The sequence below is a fragment of the Bradyrhizobium sp. RD5-C2 genome (assembly GCF_019972155.1).
Lineage (GTDB): Bacteria > Pseudomonadota > Alphaproteobacteria > Rhizobiales > Xanthobacteraceae > Bradyrhizobium.
The window spans coordinates 379,097-397,342 of sequence record NZ_BOVL01000020.1 but is presented as its reverse complement, the minus strand read 5'-3'; the positions used below and the strand labels follow the sequence as shown (position 1 = coordinate 397,342).

Sequence of the window (18,246 nt, the reverse complement as noted above, 5' to 3'; positions counted from 1 at the left end):
GGCAGGTGCGGCGGAGATGAATGTCGTGATCGACCGGCACACCGTCTGGCAGGCCGCCAGCAGCCCCGAGACACTCAAGGTCATCCTGATCCGGGTGTGCGTGATGCTGCCGGTCATCATCGCCTGCACCGGATTTTCCTATCGCCTATTCCGAGGCAAGACCATAGAGTTGGGCCATGCCTGAGTGGTCGTCCGCAGTGGCCGGCGCTCCCCGGTTTGTGCTGGTTCACGAGATGACGGAGCTTCCATCCCTGGCGAACGTCAAGGGGCCTGCCAAAGTCGGTTCGCTGGCATCTGTTCCCACGCGCTGGCTCGTTCGCGGTGCATTTGCCCTTGCGCTGGTCGCCGCCGCGTCGTGGCTTGGATACGCAGTGACGTTCCGCCGGGGACTCGACCATTTGCACGCTGCGGCCGAGCAGCGGCTGGCCGTCGAGGCGGCCCGGCTCGACGGCTATCTTTCGAGATTTGAGTATCTCCCATCCCTGCTCGAGACGTCGCCGAATGTGTTTCGGCTGCTCGGATCTCCCAATGATCTTGCACTGCAGCAAAGCGTCAGCCTTTATCTGAAGTCGATCAATTTGCTTGCCGGGGCCGACAATCTCTATGTGCTGGGCGTCTCCGGCGCGACGCTGGCTGCGGCCGATTTCGACCAACCCGGAACTCCCCTCGGCGAAAACCTGTCGTATCGCCCCTATATGATCGAAGCGCTCGCGAGCGGCCGAGGGGCGTTCTTCGGTGTCGGCATCACGACCGCGCGCGCCGGCTACTATTTGTCCTATGCCCTGAAGGACGATGGAACGACGAAGGGGGTCGCCACCGTCAAGGTCAATCTGGATTCGTTCGAGCGCGCGTGGCGCAGCACAGAGAACGACATACTTCTTCTCGATGAACGCCAGGTGACGATACTTGCCTCCCGCGACGAGTGGCGTTACCGCCCGATGGCTCCGCTGTCGGTTCAAACACGCGACGACATTGCGCGATCCAAACCGTACGGAAACCACGACCTGGCGCCGCTCGGATGGCGCTTCGTCACCCGGTCCGAGAGCGGTACCTCGCGGATCATCGCGGAGAACGGAACCGCCTACACAGTCAGCGAGCTCTCGATCAACCGCGGTCTGTGGAAGCTCGTCCTTCTCGACGACGAGGCGCCCACACGGCAGATTGCGCTCATCATCGGGGTCATCTCGGGCCTCGCCGCCGTCGTTGCGCTGCTGGCGCTTGGTCTGGTCGAGCAGCGCCGCAGGGAGATCAAGCAACGGTTGGCCAGCCAGGCCGCGTTACAGACGGCGAACGACATGCTCGAGACCAGGGTGCAGGAACGAACCGCCGAGTTGCGGGCGACCCAGGATGAGCTCGTTCATGCCGGCAAACTCGCCGCCCTCGGTCAGATGTCGGCCGGCATCGTCCATGAGCTGAACCAGCCGCTGGCCGCCCTGCAGACTGCTGCCGACAATGCGGTCCTGCTCGTCGACCGCGGGTCGATCGGCGATGCGCGTGGAAATCTCACCCGAATTGGCGAGCTGGTGCGGAGGCTCGGGCGCTTGACCAGCCAGCTGCGGGTCTTCGCGTACAAGTCGAGCAGCCCGCTCGACGCGGTGTCCGTCGAACAGGCTGTGGCCGAATCGCTCAAGATACTTGCCGGGCGCGTCAAGGAAGGCGGCGTGGCGGTCGTGACCGACGTTGATGCAAAGCTCTGCGTCGTTGCCGACCAGACCCGGCTGGAGCAGCTGCTGTGCAACATCGTGGCCAACGCGCTGGATGCCGTGGAGAGCGCGGAACGGAAGTCGATCCTGATCCGGGCGAACAGGGAAGAGGCTCAGACCGCCCGCTGCCGCATCGCGATCAGCAACAGCGGCCCCGCGATCGAGCCCGACGTTCTGCAGCGCATGTTCGAGCCGTTCGTGACGACCAAGCCCGCGGGCAAGGGGCTCGGCCTTGGCCTGATGCTCTCCAACCACATTGCGCGCTCCTTTGGCGGCGAGCTGCATGCGCGAAACCTGATGCCTGATGGTGCCGAATTTGTCGTGATCCTTCCATTGGCTGAACTAGCAGAGGCTGCTTCGCATGGGTGATGACCAATCGATCGGCGTGATCTATGTCGAGGACGATGACGACGTCCGGATCGGCGGCGTCCAGGCCCTGGAGCTTGCGGGATTTTCGGTCTCGGGGTTTGCCTCGGTCGAGACCGCCAATGGCTCCGTGCGTTCCGACATGCCCTTCGTCGTCGTCTGCGACGTACGGCTGCGCGGCAAGAGCGGACTTGAGTGGCTGTCCGATCTGCGTCGGCTGGATCAGGATCTGCCGGTGATCTTGATCACCGGTCACGGCGACATTTCAATGGCCGTGCAAGCCATGAGGAACGGCGCTTACGACTTCATCGAGAAGCCGTGCTCTTCGGAGCTACTGATCTCGGTGGTGCGCAGGGCGGCCGAGAAGAGGCGGTTGACCCTGGAAGTCCGCTCGTTGCGATCGGCGTTGGCGGACCGTCAGGCAATCGAAGCGAGCCTGCTGGGCCGGTCGCCGCAGATCCAGGAAGTGCGCCGGCTCGTCTCCACTTTGGCTGCGACCAATGTCGACGTCACGATCTACGGCGAAACCGGGACCGGCAAGGATGTCGTGGCGCGCTGTCTGCACAGTCATAGCGGTCGCCGCGGCGGCAACTATGTCGCTGTGAACTGCGGCGGCCTTCCGGAGTCGCTGGTCGAGAGCGAACTGTTCGGCCACGAGGTTGGCGCGTTCACCGGCGCTACGCGTCAGCGGATCGGCAAGATCGAATACGCCAATGGCGGAACCTTGTTCCTCGACGAGATCGAGAGCATGCCGCTGAGCGTCCAGGTCAAGTTGCTGAGATCGCTGCAGGATCGTTCGATCGAGCGCGTCGGCACCAACAAGCCGATCGCAGTGGATTGCCGTGTCGTGGCCGCGAGCAAGGTGAACCTGCTCGAGCTCAGCGAAAAGCGGCTGTTTCGTGCCGATCTCTACTACCGCCTCGGCGTCGCATTCATCGAATTGCCTCCGCTGCGCGAGCGGCGGGAGGATATCCCGCTGCTGTTCGAGCAATTCACCCTCGATGCAGCTAGGCGGTTCGAGCGTGATGCTCCGATCCTGGACGAGCAGACCATGTCCTACCTGCTGGCCTATTCGTGGCCGGGCAACGTGCGGGAGCTCCGCAATGTCGCCGACCGTTTCGTGCTTGGTGTCCTCGACGGCAAGGCGATCAACAAGTCCGGCCTCGGGACGTCGGACATGTCGTTGCCGCGGCAGTTGGAAAACATCGAGCGGTCGATCATCGAGGATGCGCTGCGGCGCAAGCAAGGCGACGTCCAGGCGACGGCTGCGCTTCTGAGCATTCCGAAGCAGACGCTCTACGACAAGATCAAGCGCCTCTCCGTCAACGTCGACGGTATCAGGGAGGGCGCAACCATCCGCTCCGTGTCCTGAAGACCGCGGCGGGCGATGGCGACGCGTTGAGACGGGCTGACAGCCGTTCCGCGCGGGCGACGAGACAGCAAGCTCAGGTGCATGCGAGGGCAAAGGGCGCCATGTAGAAGCGGCCTGAAACCGGAAGCGATCAAGCCAATCAATCTTGCCAAGCGAGGGACGTCATGAATCGGCCATTCAACATGCCTGATGAGTTTGTCGAGGGCTTCATGAAGGCGGGGGAAAGCCTGTGGCGCTCGCTCGGATGGGCGCCGAATGGCGATCGTGACGCGGCGAGCCTCAGCTCGGCCCTGAACGCGTCGGGACGCATCGCCGAATTGCAGGCGGACCATCTGAGGCGGTTGTACCAGCTCACCGAGCACGTCATCAAGTCGGCGACCGGCGCGCAGAGCGAAGGAGGCATCGAGCCGGTGCGCGGTGATCGCAGGTTCAACGCAGCGGAGTGGCGGGACAATGCAGCCTACAGCCTGCTCAAGCAATGCTATCTGCTGAACGCGCGCTATTGCGTCGACTTCGTCGAAGCGCTTGATCTCGATGAGAAGGAAAAACATCGGCTGCGCTTCTTTACACGTCAGCTTGTCGAGGCGATGAGCCCGACCAATTTCGTCGCTTCCAACCCTGATGTCATCAAGCTTGCGGCGGATAGCGAAGGTCGGAGCCTCAAGGCAGGCCTGGACAATTGGATGGCCGATCTGGGCAAAGGCAGTCTGACGATCACGGACGAGGAGGCGTTCGAAGTCGGCAAGGATGTCGCCACTTCCAGGGGCGCCGTCGTCTTCGAAAACGAGCTGTTTCAACTCATTCAATATGAACCGGTGACCGAGCAGGCGACGGCGCGGCCGCTGCTGATCGTGCCGCCCTGCATCAACAAGTTCTACATTCTCGACCTTCAGCCGGCCAATTCCTTCGTCCGCTTTGCGGTCGAGCACGGCTTGACCGTTTTCATGGTCTCCTGGCGCAATCCCGACGCTTCATGCGGGCACTTTGGGTGGGACGATTACGTCGAGCGGGGCGCGATGCGCGCCATCGAGGTCGCCCGGTCGATCTCGGGCGCCGACAAGGTCAACGTCGTCGGCTGGTGCGTCGGGGGAACCATCCTGTCGTCTGCGCTGGCGATCCTGCGAACACGAGGGGACGAGACGGTCGCCAGCGTGACATTGCTGACGACGATGCTCGACTTCCGCGAACCGGGCGACCTCGGCGTGTTCGTGGACGAGGAGGGCGTGCGGCAACGCGAGCAGACGATCGGCAGTGGCGGCATCTACCGCGGCTCGGAGCTCGGGTTCGTGTTCCAGACCCTGCGTTCCAAGGAGCTCATCTGGCCGAACGTGATCAATAACTATCTGAAGGGAAAGTCACCGGAGCGTTTCGATCTGCTGTTTTGGAACGCCGACGTCACCAACCTGCCGGGGCCGATGTATTGCTGGTACATCAGGAACATGTACCTGGAGAACAATCTTCGGGAGCCGAACCGGTTGACGATGTGCGGCACGCCCGTCGATCTGGGGCGGGTTGACCTGCCTGCCTATGTCCTGGCGACCGTTGAAGATCACATCGTGCCGTGGCGATCGGCCTATCGCACCACGGGGCTGTTCAGCGGCAACACCCGCTTTGTGCTCGGCGCGAGCGGGCATATTGCCGGTGTGATCAACCCCGCGTCGAAGAACAAGCGAAGCTATTGGCTGTCGGACGAGCGATGCGACGATCCGGCGGCATGGCTCGCGGGCGCGGACGAAAAGCCGGGCAGCTGGTGGAACGACTGGATTGCTTGGCTCAAGCCGTGGGCTGAAGACCGGGTGCCCGCCCGAACGCAACTCGGCAGCAACCAGTTTCCTCCGGGTGAAGCTGCGCCCGGGCGATACGTCAAGGCGAAGGCGAGCTGACAGCATCTGTCGAGCGTAGCGAAAGCCTGCTTAGAGGTAGTTGGTTCACTATAGCTGTCCGCTATACGTTGCAGGCCTTCGCCTGACGGACGCGTGGCAAATTTGTAGCAACGTCTGTTATGAAGATCAGACCAGCCAAAAACGAGCTGAAGAAAATCAACGGGACCAATATCTAAGGTCGGTGTCATCGATGATCTGTTGGGTCAAAAAAGAGAATTAAGTGACTGACAATAAATGGAAATTCTCCGTAGCTCCCATGATGGATTGGAGCGAGGGTTCAAGTTTTTCAAATAGTTAGAAGGCGACGTGTGCACCGAGACATCAAAGAAAATCCAAGCAAATCACATGAGTTTCCGCGAGTGAAGTTCCGGGGCGGTCGCCAATTGCCTCGTCAGACCCGCTCTACGGGAACGGCGAATACATATCCAACGCCGCGTTCGGTCTGAATGACGCGCGGCGCGCTCGGGTCGCGCTCGAGCTTGCGCCGCAGGCGGAGAATCTGCACATCAATGCTGCGGTCGAAGACATCTTCGTGAACGCGGGTCGCCTGCAACAGGTGCTCGCGGCTAAGCGGACGTTGTGGCGCTTCGAGAAAGGCCAGGAGCATCGCGTACTCGCCCTTGGTCAATGCGACGGCGGCACCGGCCGGGTCGATAAGCTGCCGGATCCTGCGGTCGAGCTGCCAGCCAGAAAATCGAAATCGGCCTCGCTCTGGATCGCGCGCTTGCGCGGCCCTTCCGGCATCGAACCGGCGCAAGATCGCGCGAACACGCGCGAGCAATTCGCGCAGGTTGAATGGCTTCGTCAGATAATCGTCGGCGCCAAGTTCGAGACCGACCACTCGATCGATGTCGTCGCGGCGGTGACCCGTGATGATGATCACGGGTACTTCCGAGTTCAGGCGGATTTCCCGCAGAAGATCCAGTCCGTCTTCCAATCCAAGCCGGAGATCGAGGATCACCAGATTGACCTCGGCACTGCCAAGCCGACCGATCATTTCCTGCCGATTATTTGCTGCCAAGGTCCGGATGTTGTTCTCTGCGAAATAGTTTAGGATCATGCGCTGCAAGGCAGGATCATCTTCCACGACGAGGACACACACTTGGCGATCAACGCTTCCGCGAGGACCCGGGTCATTTAGTGATGAGCCGCTCATTGTGTCCAGTCCCTTCAACGGCGCCGTCGGTGACGACGGCGGCCAAGGCCGGCTGCGGTGTCGCGTGTCTGCTGCTGGCGCTTGTTTGTCTCACTGCGTTCTCGACGGCAGACGCTCAATCGCCGGGCTTTGAGGTGCGCGCCGACCGAGAGCCCATCACGCCAATTCCCGTGCCACGCGCCCAGGACCCGCAGCGTGTGCTGCTCGGCGAGCGATTGTTCGGCGACCGGCGTCTGTCTCACGATAACACACACAGCTGCTTATCCTGCCACGATATAGCAACCAATGGTGCCAGCGCCAGTATCCACGATACGCGTGAGGGCCAGCCGATCGCCCTCAATACGCCAACGGTCTTCAATGCGAGTCTGAACTTCCGCCTCAACTGGGAAGGTAATTTCCGCTCGTTGGAGGACGGAATCGACGGCAGTCTTCGCAATCCAGCGATCATGGCGTCGAGCGCTGACGAAGCGCTCGGCAAACTGCGTGCCGATCCCGAAATCGTGGGGCAGTTTCGTAATGTCTATGGAAGGGAGCCTGATGTCGCCACCATGCTGGATGCGATCGCGACATACGAGCGGACGCTAGTCACACCAGATAGCCGCTTCGACCGATGGCTTGACGGGGAAACCGACGCGATGACGCCGGACGAGTTGTCGGGTTATCAGGTTTTCAAATCGCTCGGCTGTATCGCCTGCCATCAGGGTGTCAACGTGGGCGGCAATCTCTTTCAACGGCACGGCATCTTCCATCCATTGGGCTCGCCGGAGCCGGAATTAGTTCGCGTGCCGAGCTTGCGAAATGTGGCGACGACAGCGCCGTACTTCCATGATGGCAGCGCGGCCACGTTGCCGGATGCGGTCAAAGCGATGGGCGTCGCCCAACTCGACCGCGTTTTAACCGATCAGCAAACAGCCGCCATCGTCGCCTTCCTCAACACGCTGACCGGGACATATCGAGGTCGAGCCGTAAGGCCGGCCTCCGCCGCGCCACATACCGACTCGCCGATCCCATGAGGAACCTGCCGTTTATTCTCGGGGTTTCATTTCTGCTCGCGCTGCTCACCTGGCTGTTGGTGCGCGGCATAGATACCAACGCGTCCACCTATGCGGTGACGCTCCAGACACTCGACGAATATGCGCTTGCGGAGGCCTCGCTGCACCGCGACGTACTTCAGGCGAGGGCAGGCCTGCTTCGTGACTACGATACGTTCAACGCTGCCGCGCGGGCGATGGAGGACGCGGTCAATCGACTCGGGTCTCAAGCACAGGCCGAAGGTCTCGATCCGAAGCCGATTGACCAACTGGCAGCGACGGTTGTCGAGCAGGAAGATCTGCTGGAACGTTTCAAGACAAGCAACGCGTTGCTGCAGAATTCGCTTTCCTATGTAGGCCTGCTCAGCACGAGCCCAGCATTCCTTGCCCACGACGCGCAACTCGCGCCGGCAACGGGCGCATTGGCGGCTGCGATCCTTCATTTGTCGCGCGACACCTCAGCCGACGCGCTGCGGGCGCTTCAGGAAAGAATCGACCAGTTTGCGCAGCAAGCGCCCACCGCTGGACCGGAGGCGGAAGCAGCGCGCGCGATGCTGGCGCATGCGCGGCTGCTCCATGAGCAGATCCCGGCGGGCGATGAAACGTTGAAGACCTTCATCGCCGCGGCTAGCACGCATGCCCTGCAGGAGACCCGCGAACTGTTTTCCCGCCATCGGTCCGTGGTCGAATCCAGTGAGCAGCGTTATCGGCTGCTGCTCTACATTGTCTCTCTGCTGTTGCTGGTCGTGCTCGTCATTTTCGGCCTTCGGCTGCGAGCTCGGGCGGTGGCGTTGCGTCGGCGGGCAGCATTCGAACATGTCATTGCCGAGAATTCGACGCGTCTGATCAATTGCGCGCCGACCGAAACTGGGATGCGATTGAAGCAGGTGCTGGGCGAATTCGGTCGGATGATCGACGCGGATCGCGCGTATGTGGTTTTGGACGAGAGGCCAGTCCGGGTCCACGCATGGTCGAAGGATGGAGTGACGTTTCCGCCAGGTTGGCCTCGACGGGCATTGGCAGTAGCCGATCAACTCGGCGCAGGGGACGGGATCACCATTGCCGACGCGAGCGCATTGCCGCCCGGCACTATCAGGGATGCATTGGCGGGAACGGGCGTGCGCGCGTGGGCCTGTTTGCCGCTGATTCGGCCTGGTCGGGTCCAGGGCATCATGGGTTTTGACCGTTTCCGCCCGATACGGAACAAGATCTCCCCGATCCCGCTCGCGAGGCTTGCCGGTGACGCCGTAGCTAATGCGCTCGAGCGCGAATTTCTGGAACGCGAAAGGACCAAGCTTGCCATGCGGCTGGAGCGGGCACGTCGCATGCAGATGATAGGATCGCTGGCCAGCGGGATCGCTCATAACTTCAACAATATCATCGGCGCCATTCTTGGCTATTCTGAGATGGCGGAGCCGCAAATCACCCGCGGCTCCAAGCCGGCACAGCACATCGACGAGATTCGCCGGGCCGCCGAGCGCGGTCGCGACCTCGTCGACAATATCCTCACCTTCGGCCGGCGGACCGACGGGCGTGCTCGTCCAGTTCAGGTGCGCACTTTGCTCAACGAAGCGGGCTCGTTGTTGCGTGCCTCGTTGCCGCCGGATGTAGAGCTTGTCTTCGAAGATGTTCCGGCCGACGTCGCCGTGTCCGGCGAGCCGGCGCAGCTCCAGCAGGTCATCCTCAATCTCTGCACCAACGCAGCGCAAGCGACGAACGATGGCGGTTCGGTCCGCGTGGCTGTGAAGCAGGAACAGACGGCCGCTTTCGTGGAGATGAGCGACGGGGGGCTCTCGCCGGGTCACTATGTGTGCCTCTCCGTCAGCGACAATGGGAGCGGAATCGATGAACGCGTGGCGCGGCGGATGTTCGAGCCGTTCTTCACGACGCGCGTGGCAGGAACTGGCCTTGGTCTTGCAACGGTTCGCGAGATCGTCCGCGATCATGATGGAGCCATCAACGTTCAGAGCGAACCTGGCTGTGGTAGCCGGTTCGAAGTCTGGCTGCCCGCTGTGGCGGCGGCTTCCATCGCGGCTGACGGATTGCCGGCGCTTCCGCTCGGACGCGGCGAGACGGTGCTGATCGTCGAAAGCGAGCGAGAACGCTTGCTACGCGATGAAGAGAAGCTGGCGGCGCTGGGATACGAGCCGGTCGGATTTGAGGTTGCGGCTGATGCCCTTGCTGCATGCCGTTCTGACTCTGCTCGATTCGATATCATCCTGGTCGGTCACGCCTCACGGCCCCAGGGCGGGGTGGAATTGGCGCGAGCCTTGCACGCTGTATCGCCGTTGCAGCCTGTGTTGCTTGCCGTCGCGACTGCCGCCGATGTCAGCGTCGATTTGCTGACGGACGCCGGCATCTCCGAAGTGCTGCACTGGCCGCTGGATAACGCCGAACTTGCTGCGGCATTGGACCGCTGCCTGCGAACGCCGGCCAAGTTACAGCCGTAACACGAATACCGTTGCCTGAAATACTTCCGTAGCGCAGCGCCGCCATTTCTGGTGGCCCGCAGCCGTGCATACGCGCGTCAAGATTACGGAGGTGACAATGACTACCAGATCGGGCGTTGGCACCAAAGAAACCACCCACCCCAGGAATGAGCGTTCGCGCTGATTCATCAATCCTCGAAAGGACCGCTACAATGGCAATCACAGCCAGTTTTTCGGCAGGCTCCGGCGTGCTGACGGTGTTCGACGACTCCCTCGATAACTCCATCGTCGCCAGCCGCGATGCGGCCGGCAACATTCTCGTTAACGGCGGCGCCGTGACCATCCTCGGCGGCCGGCCGACGGTTGCCAACACCGCCACGATCCAGGTGTTCGGCCAGGCCGGCAACGACACGATCGCGGTCGACGAGAGCAACGGCGCAATGCCGGCCGTGCAGCTGTTCGGCGGCGCAGGCAACGACACCCTCATCGGCGGCTCGGGCAACGATCAGCTGTTCGGTGGCGCCGGCAACGACATCCTGCAGGGCAAGGGTGGCGACGATCTCCTGTTTGGCGGTGACGGCAACGACACCCTTATCGGCGGCACCGGCAACGACCAGATGTTCGGCGGGGCCGGCAACGACCTCATGATCTGGAACCCGGGTGAGGGGACCGACCTGATGGAAGGCGGCGACGGCATCGATACCGCCGAGGTCAACGGCGGCAACGGGGCCGAAGTCTTCACGCTCACGGCCAACGGCAGCCGCGTGCGCTTCGACAGGATCAGCCCGGCGCCGTTCTCGCTCGACATCGGCACCACCGAGAACTTCGTGCTCAACATGAACGGCGGCGACGACGTCTTCACCGCCGGCAACGGTCTCGCGAACCTGATCAACATCACCGTCGACGGCGGCGACGGCAACGACACCATCACCGGCGGCGACGGCAACGATATGCTGATCGGCGGCGCCGGCAATGACATCATCACCGGCGGCCGCGGCAACGACACCCTGCTCGGCGGCACCGGCGACGACACCTTCATCTGGAACCCGGGCGACGGCAGCGACACGGTCGAAGGTCAGGACGGCACCGATACGCTGGTGTTCAACGGCGCCAACGTCAGCGAGAACGTCAGTATCACGGCCAACCACGGCCGGGTGAGGTTCAGCCGCGATGTCGCCAACATCACGATGGATCTCAACGGAATCGAGAAAATCGATTTCAACGCGTTCGGCGGTGCCGACACCGTTAATGTTGGCGACCTCACCGGTACCGGCGTCACGCAGGTCGCGATCGACCTAGAGAGCCAACCCGGCAGCGGTGCGGGCGACGGCGCGGCCGATAGCGTGACCGTCAACGGCACCAACGGCAGCGACAACATTCAGGTGGCGGGAGCGGCGGGCTCGGTCACCGTCACCGGCCTGCCCGCAGCGGTGACCCTTGCCGGCGCCGAGGGAGCCAACGACCAACTCACCGTCGAGGGCGGCGCCGGCAACGACGTCATCACCGCTGCCGGCCTTGCTGCCGGGGTGATCGGGCTCACCATCGACGGCGGTGCCGGCAACGACACCATCACCGGCAGCGCCGGAAACGACATCCTGATCGGAGGCGACGGCAACGACACCGTCGTTGGCGGTCGCGGCAACGATACCGCGCTGCTCGGCAACGGCAACGATACCTTCGTCTGGAATCCGGGCGACGGCAGCGACACGGTCGAAGGCGGGGCAGGCACCGATACCCTGGTGTTCAACGGCGCCAATGTCGCCGAGAACATCGACATCTCGGCCAATGGCTCGCGGGTGCGGCTGTTCCGCGATGTCGGCAATGTGACCATGGACCTCGGCGGTATCGAGCGCATCCAGCTCGCGACCCTCGGCGGTGCCGACACCGTCACAGTCAATGATCTCTCCGGAACCGACGCAAAGCAGATCGCGATCGATCTGTCGGCGACGCCGGGCAGCGGTCAGGGTGACGGCGTGGCGGACACCGTGAATGTCAATGGCACGGTAGGCGATGACCGCATCAGTGTCGGCAGCAACGGCTTGTCGGTGGTCGTCAACGGATTGGCGGCGCAGGTCACGGTCAGTGGCGTCGATGCCGGCATCGACTCGGTTGTCGTCAACGGCGGTGCTGGAAACGACATCATCAATGCTTCGGCGGTTCGCGCCGGCCAGGTCAACCTCACGCTCAACGGCGGCGATGGCAATGACACCATCTTCGGCAGCGCGGGCAACGACCTTGTCATCGGTGGCCGCGGCAACGACGTGGCATCGATGGGGGCGGGCGACGACACCTTCGTCTGGAACCCCGGCGACGGCAGCGACACGGTCGACGGCGGGGCAGGCAACGACACCCTGTTGTACAATGGTGCCAACGTCAACGAGAACATCGACATCTCGGCGAACGGCAAGGGGGCGACCCTCAACCGTGACGTCGGCGCCGTCAGCATGAACCTGAAGAGCATCGAGACGATCGATGTCAACGCGTTGGGCGGCGCCGACACGATCACGGTCAATGATCTGTCCAAGACCGACGTGAAGCGTGTTGCGATCGACTTGTCAGCGCCTGTCGGTAGCGGACAGGGCGATGGTCAGGTCGACACAGTGGTGATCAACGCCACCAATGGCGACGACGCGATCTCGATCAACGACAACAACGGCGTGATCACGGTGTCGGGCCTGGCCACCGACGTCACGATCACCGGCTTCGACGCCAACGATCGCATCGTGATCAACGGCCTCGGTGGCGATGACGTCATCAACGCCTTCGGGCTCGGAGGGGCGATGCAGTTCATCGCCAATGGCGGCGACGGCAACGACATCCTTATCGGCAGCCGCGGCAACGACACTCTGAGCGGCGGCGCAGGCGATGACACCCTGATTGGCAATGGCGGTGCCGACGTCCTCGACGGTGGCACCGGCAACAACTTCGTGTTCCACGCGGTGGCGAATCCCGGCGGCGCCGGGAGTAACACTCAGCCTGTGGCGGGTGCTGCCCTGCTGGGCCAGTTCATGGCCTCGAGTCTGGTCTCGACGGGTGTTGGTTTCGGTGGCGCCCCGCTTGCCGATCCTGCGCCCGGCCAGCAACCGCTGCTGGCGCAGCCGCACGCAGCCTGACGCAACATCACCCTGGAGAGCATACATGAGCAACGAAACCAACAGCACGAGACCCGTTGACCAAGGTCTCGAAGCCCTCGTGACGCTGCTGCATCTCCAGGGGGTTGCGGCCGATGCCGGACAGATCGCGGATCGGCTGGGCACGGATAAGATCGGCGCAGCGGAGATGATCCGGTGCGCCAAAGGCCTCGGGCTCAAGGCACGGGCTTGCCGGACCGACTGGTCCAGGCTTGGCAGCACGCCCTTGCCCGCCATCGCGGCGCTGCGCGACGGTGGATTCATGGTGGTTGCCAAGGCCGCCGAGGGCAAGGTTCTGGTGCAGGCGCCGGCGGCGCGGCCCGCGCTCATGACGCGGGACGAGCTGGTTTCGATTTGGGATGGTCAATTGATCCTGATGACCCGCCGCGCCGGTCTGTCGGACATCACCCGCCGCTTCGACATCGTCTGGTTCATGGGCGCGATTCACAAATATCGTCATCTGCTGGGCGAGGTGCTGGTCGCATCGTTCTTCCTGCAACTGTTCGGCCTGGTTTCGCCGCTGTTCTACCAGGTGGTGATCGACAAGGTGCTGGTGCACCGGTCGCTGACCACCCTCGATGTCCTGGTTCTCGGACTAGTGACGATCTCGGTCTTTGAGACCGTGCTCGGAATCCTCCGCACCTATCTGTTTTCCCACACCACTAATCGGATCGACGTCGAACTCGGCGCGCGCCTGTTTCACCATTTGCTGGCTTTGCCGATGGCCTATTTCCAGGCCCGTCGCGTCGGGGATTCGGTGGCGCGGGTGCGCGAGCTGGAGAACATCCGCAATTTTCTCACCAGCTCAGCGCTGGCCCTGCTGATCGACCTGTTCTTCACGTTCGTCTTCTTGGGCGTGATGTTCTTCTATTCACCGCTGCTGACGTGGATCGTGATCGGCTCGTTTCCCTTCTACATCGTGATATCGGCAGGAGCGACGCCGCTGTTCCGGCGACGGCTCGACGAGAAATTCCGCCGCGGTGCCGAGAACCAGGCGTTTTTGGTCGAGAGCGTCACCGGCATCGAGACGCTAAAGGCGATGGCGGTCGAGCCGCAGATGCAGCGCCGCTGGGAAGAGCAACTGGCCGGCTATGTTGCGGCGAGCTTCCGCGTCCTCAGTCTCGGCAACAGCGCGAGCCAGACGGTGCAGCTGGTCAGCAAGATCGTCACGGCGAGCATCCTGTACTGCGGCGCCAGGCTCGTCATCGACGGCGATCTTTCGGTCGGCGAGCTCGTCGCCTTCAACATCCTGGCCGGCAGGGTGAGCGCGCCGGTGCTGCGCCTGGCGCAGATTTGGCAGGATTTTCATCAGGCGCGGCTGTCTATCGCGCGGCTCGGCGACATCCTCAACACCACCGCCGAGCCGACCTATTCGGCCGGGCGGGCGCGGCTGCCGGCCATCCGCGGCGACATCAGGTTCGACCATGTCTCGTTCCGCTACCGCGTTGACGGACAGGAGGTGCTGCACGATGTCTCGTTCGATGTGCCGGCCGGCCAGACCGTCGGTATCGTCGGGCCCTCGGGCTCGGGCAAGAGCACGTTCGCCAAGCTGGTGCAGCGGCTCTATGTCCCGGAGCGCGGGCGCGTGCTGGTGGACGGCATGGACCTCGCGATGGCCGATCCGGCCTGGCTGCGCCGTCAGATCGGCGTCGTGTTGCAGGAGAACGTGCTGTTCAACCGTTCGGTGCGCGACAATATTGCGCTCGCCGATCCGACCATGCCGATGGAACGCATCGTTGCGGCGGCTCGGCTCGCGGGAGCGCACGACTTCATCCTCGAGCTTGCCGAGGGTTACGACACCGTGGTCGGCGAGCGCGGTTCGACGCTTTCGGGCGGCCAGCGGCAGCGCATCGCCATTGCGCGTGCGCTGGTGGGCGATCCGCGCATCCTGATCTTCGACGAGGCGACCAGCGCGCTGGACTACGAGAGCGAACGCATTGTTCAGCAGAACATGAAGGACATCGCCAAGGGGCGGACGGTGTTGGTGATCGCACACCGGCTCTCGACCGTCCGCACGGCGGACCGCATCGTGACGCTCGATCGCGGTCGCCTGGTCGAGGACGGCAGCCACGACACGCTGATCAAGACCGGCGGCCGCTACGCGTCGCTGCACCGGTTGCAAGGAGGATTCCATGAAGTCGTCTGAAGCGGCTGTTGCGGCCGGATCCGCGCCACGCGTGATCTCGTTCCTCCCTGCGCAACGCAAGAGCACTGAGGAGCTGGCGTTTCTACCGGCGGCGCTCGAGATCGTGGAGACGCCACCGTCGCCGGTCGGCCGGGCGACCGCGGCCAGCATCGCCCTGATGTTTTGCGCGGCCTTGCTCTGGGCCTGGTGGGGTACCATCGATATCGTGGCTTCGGCGACCGGAAAAATCCTGCCGGGCGACGGCACCAAGGTGGTGCAGCCGTTCGAGACCGGCGTCGTGCGGTCGATCCGGGTACAGGACGGGCAGGCGGTGAGGGCCGGCGAGGTGCTGATCGAACTTGACCCGACCGTGAACGCGGCGGAGCGCGATCATTTGCGCAACGATCTGCTGGCCGAGCGGCTCAACATCGCGCGCGTGCGCGCGGCGCTCACCGGTAGCGAGGATCCCGCTGCCGACCTCATGCCGCCCGCCGGGGCCGACCCGGAACTGGTTGCGGCCCAGCGTCAGTTGTTGCTGAACCAGGTGACCGAGCATCGCGCCAAGACCGCGGCACTCCTGCGCCAGCAAGCGCAGAAGGAGGCCGAACAAGCCACCGCATCGGCGACAATCCACAAGCTCGAGACGATTATTCCGGTAATCCAGTCGCGCGTCGACATTCGTAAGACGCTGGTCGAGAAGGAGCTGGGTTCGAAGCTCGGCTATTTCGAGGTGCTCCAGCTGCTGGTCGAGCAACAGGAAGAATACAACGTGCAGAACAGCCATCTGCATGAGACCGAGGCGGCGATCGCAGCGATCCGCGAGACCCGCGGGCAAGCGGTGGCGGAGTATCGGCATACGCTTTCCGACGAACTGGCCAAGTCCGAGCAGAAGGCGAACGGGCTCGCGCAGGACCTGATCAAGGCCGAGCAGAGGACCAGGCTTCAGCAGCTGACGGCCCCCGTCGACGGCGTGGTGCAGCAGCTCGCGATCCACACCGTCGGCGGCGTGGTTACGCCGGCGCAGTCGCTGCTGGTGGTCGTGCCGAGCGACAGCCGGCTGGAAATCGAAGCCATGGTGTCGAATCACGACATCGGCTTCGTCCATGCCGGACAGCAAGCCGAGATCAAGATCGATACCTTCAATTTTACCCGCTACGGGCTACTGCATGGTCAGGTGCTCTTGGTTTCGCAGGACGCCGTGATCCGCGATCGCCAGCAGGATCGCTCCAGCGATCGCACTCTGGGGACGCAGAACGAAACCAGCGAGCCGAAGGGCCAGGAACTGAACTACAGCGCGCGCATTTCGCTCGATCGCGCAAAAATGCAGATCGACGACAGAGTCGTTAACCTGTCGCCCGGCATGGCGGTGACCGTGGAGATCAAGACGGGATCGCGGACGGTCCTGAGCTATCTGCTTTCGCCATTGCTGCGCTACCGCCAGGAAGTTTTGCGCGAGCGCTAGACCTGGCGAGCAGTCCGGCTTCGCCGCCGTCAGCCCACACGTTACAGCTGCAACCAAGTCGAGGAAAACCGATGAAGATTCCGACAGCGTTCGTTGGCGCCGTTTCTTTTGCCGCCCTCATCGGCAGGGCGGCGGCGCAAGAGCCGTTGGCAATTGCGGTGCGCGACAGGACCGTTATCACTACCCTCCATGCCGAGGGCGCGCAGGTCTACGAATGCAAGCTGGACGTCGGGAAATCCCAATCGAGAGTTCGCGCGCTGACTTGGCAATTGCGCGAGCCGATTGCGACGCTCATGCTGGACGGAAAGTCGATTGGACGGCATTACGGCGGACCGAGTTGGGAGCTCACGGACGGTAGCGCCGTGAAGGGTAAGGTCGTCGCCAGCGCGCCCGGCGCGACCTCGAACGACATTCCGTCGCTCGAGCTCGAAGTGGTCGATCGGCGCGGTAACGGTGTGCTGTCGGCCGCGACCGTTGTCCAGCGCATCAACACCGAGGGCGGGGTCGCGCGGGGCTCGTGCGAGAGAGTCGGGGATTACCGTAGCGCGCCCTATTCGGCGGACTACGTATTCCTGCGCAACAGCGGTTGATGGTATCAGCCCCACGGTACCTCATGGCGCATGCTGACGTCCTTTGACCCACCCTTCGCATCTTGGCTTGAAACAGCTCCAAAGTTTTTCATGATGGATTGGAACGAGAATTCAACGTTTTCAGTCAGCTAGCTGGCGGCGTGTGCACGTCGTGCGCACCGGGAAATCAAGAAAATCTGACCACAGCCAACGTGAGCTGCGCGGCGTAGTCGCGGAGCAGGGTGAAAGACGGCCTCTTGCACTGTCTTTGGTTGGACGAACCGTTTTCCGGATAGCTCCAATCGGGCATCGATTGCTGGAGCTAGCTTAAGCTTGCTCATGATGAATTGGAGCGGCGATTCAAACTACTCTGAGAAAGCGGCGATGCGCAGGGTGATTGCGAGGTAGGTGACACCTATGATTGCACCACGCGGTGCGGCTGGCGAATCGAGATCATCCGGATGCCTAACCACATGTTCGGGGGGCAGTTCGTGACCTGACAACGTAGTCATTACGATCATTGCGACCGCCACTGTGCCTATCGCGCGATCTTCATCGATAGGTCAAAGATCTTGCCACTCATCAGTAGAGCGATCTCGGTAGCCGGCAGCGGCTTTTGGCATTCTGACAACGGATTGAGCCAGAAATTGGAGTCAGGCAACATCTCGAATAGATTGCGCGCGGCGGCGCCAAGGCACACTTCGGGCTCCTTTATGTAGTCGTAAATTCGCTTCTTCGAGGTAAAGGCAGGAAGCCATCTCATATTCTGAAAGTCGACCGTTGCAATATTGATCTCTTCTTGAAACTTCAGCGAACGGCGCCGTCCGGGCTTCATAGGTGCTTCCGGCGTCAGAACATAAAGTTCGGTCTCCAGCAATGTGCGATAGAATGCCGGAATAATGCCGGCATCGCGTGCCGCGGCTTGCATAAGGGCTTCGAGACTGTTGTCCGGTTCAAACATCACGATTCTCCCAATTGAACGCGAAGAGGGACAGGACGCCATCGCGTTCATTTAAAGC

12 protein-coding genes are annotated in these 18,246 nt (G+C 62.6%); 10 read left to right on the top strand and 2 right to left on the bottom strand.

Annotated elements, in window-relative coordinates; genetic code table 11:
• Nucleotides 1-16: 16 nt before the first annotated feature.
• The 4 genes from BraRD5C2_RS26765 to BraRD5C2_RS26750 all read left to right on the top strand — a co-directional run bounded on the left by BraRD5C2_RS26765 (nucleotide 17) and on the right by BraRD5C2_RS26750 (nucleotide 5,324).
• Complete coding sequence (locus tag BraRD5C2_RS26765) at nucleotides 17-184, top strand: cytochrome d ubiquinol oxidase subunit II (protein ID WP_223973630.1); 168 nt, start codon at nucleotides 17-19, stop codon at nucleotides 182-184.
• Entirely contained in the window at nucleotides 177-2,072 is a 1,896-nt protein-coding gene (locus tag BraRD5C2_RS26760; RefSeq protein WP_223973628.1) for a sensor histidine kinase, read from the top strand. The genes BraRD5C2_RS26765 and BraRD5C2_RS26760 overlap by 8 nt, the downstream gene beginning before the upstream one ends.
• On the top strand, nucleotides 2,065-3,441 hold the full coding sequence (locus BraRD5C2_RS26755; protein WP_223973626.1) for a sigma-54-dependent transcriptional regulator: 1,377 nt from the start codon (nucleotides 2,065-2,067) through the stop codon (nucleotides 3,439-3,441). The genes BraRD5C2_RS26760 and BraRD5C2_RS26755 overlap by 8 nt, the downstream gene beginning before the upstream one ends.
• A gap of 164 nt (nucleotides 3,442-3,605) precedes the next feature.
• Nucleotides 3,606-5,324, top strand: coding sequence for a PHA/PHB synthase family protein (locus tag BraRD5C2_RS26750; RefSeq protein ID WP_223973624.1), 1,719 nt, complete (start codon nucleotides 3,606-3,608; stop codon nucleotides 5,322-5,324).
• Between the two features lie 391 nt (nucleotides 5,325-5,715).
• On the opposite strand, the gene BraRD5C2_RS26745 is transcribed toward BraRD5C2_RS26750, so the two are convergent.
• Nucleotides 5,716-6,480, bottom strand: a complete 765-nt coding sequence (locus BraRD5C2_RS26745; RefSeq protein WP_223973622.1) for a response regulator — start codon at nucleotides 6,478-6,480, stop codon at nucleotides 5,716-5,718.
• A gap of 29 nt (nucleotides 6,481-6,509) precedes the next feature.
• Here BraRD5C2_RS26745 and BraRD5C2_RS26740 point away from each other — a divergent pair, with 29 nt between their 5' ends.
• From BraRD5C2_RS26740 to BraRD5C2_RS26715, 6 genes are all read left to right on the top strand, one after another.
• A complete protein-coding gene (locus BraRD5C2_RS26740) occupies nucleotides 6,510-7,493 on the top strand; it encodes a cytochrome-c peroxidase (protein WP_223973619.1) in 984 nt (327 codons plus the stop codon).
• The gene (locus BraRD5C2_RS26735) at nucleotides 7,490-9,961 is read left to right on the top strand and encodes a two-component system VirA-like sensor kinase (RefSeq protein WP_223973617.1); all 2,472 of its coding nucleotides are present in this window, start codon (nucleotides 7,490-7,492) and stop codon (nucleotides 9,959-9,961) included. The genes BraRD5C2_RS26740 and BraRD5C2_RS26735 overlap by 4 nt, the downstream gene beginning before the upstream one ends.
• A 191-nt stretch (nucleotides 9,962-10,152) precedes the next feature.
• Nucleotides 10,153-13,053 (top strand): beta strand repeat-containing protein, encoded by a 2,901-nt coding sequence (locus BraRD5C2_RS26730; protein ID WP_223973615.1) that lies wholly within the window; start codon nucleotides 10,153-10,155, stop codon nucleotides 13,051-13,053.
• A 25-nt stretch (nucleotides 13,054-13,078) separates the two neighbouring features.
• Complete coding sequence (locus tag BraRD5C2_RS26725; protein WP_223973613.1) at nucleotides 13,079-15,217, top strand: type I secretion system permease/ATPase; 2,139 nt, start codon at nucleotides 13,079-13,081, stop codon at nucleotides 15,215-15,217.
• Nucleotides 15,204-16,658, top strand: coding sequence for an HlyD family type I secretion periplasmic adaptor subunit (locus BraRD5C2_RS26720; RefSeq protein ID WP_223973611.1), 1,455 nt, complete (start codon nucleotides 15,204-15,206; stop codon nucleotides 16,656-16,658). The genes BraRD5C2_RS26725 and BraRD5C2_RS26720 overlap by 14 nt, the downstream gene beginning before the upstream one ends.
• Before the next feature lie 71 nt (nucleotides 16,659-16,729).
• Complete coding sequence (locus BraRD5C2_RS26715; RefSeq protein WP_223973609.1) at nucleotides 16,730-17,248, top strand: DUF3455 domain-containing protein; 519 nt, start codon at nucleotides 16,730-16,732, stop codon at nucleotides 17,246-17,248.
• 517 nt (nucleotides 17,249-17,765) lie between these two features.
• Here the strand turns inward: BraRD5C2_RS26715 and BraRD5C2_RS26710 are convergent.
• Nucleotides 17,766-18,188: an SseB family protein gene (locus tag BraRD5C2_RS26710; RefSeq protein ID WP_223973607.1), complete on the bottom strand. Its 423-nt coding sequence runs from the start codon at nucleotides 18,186-18,188 to the stop codon at nucleotides 17,766-17,768.
• Between the last annotated feature and the right edge of the window lie 58 nt (nucleotides 18,189-18,246).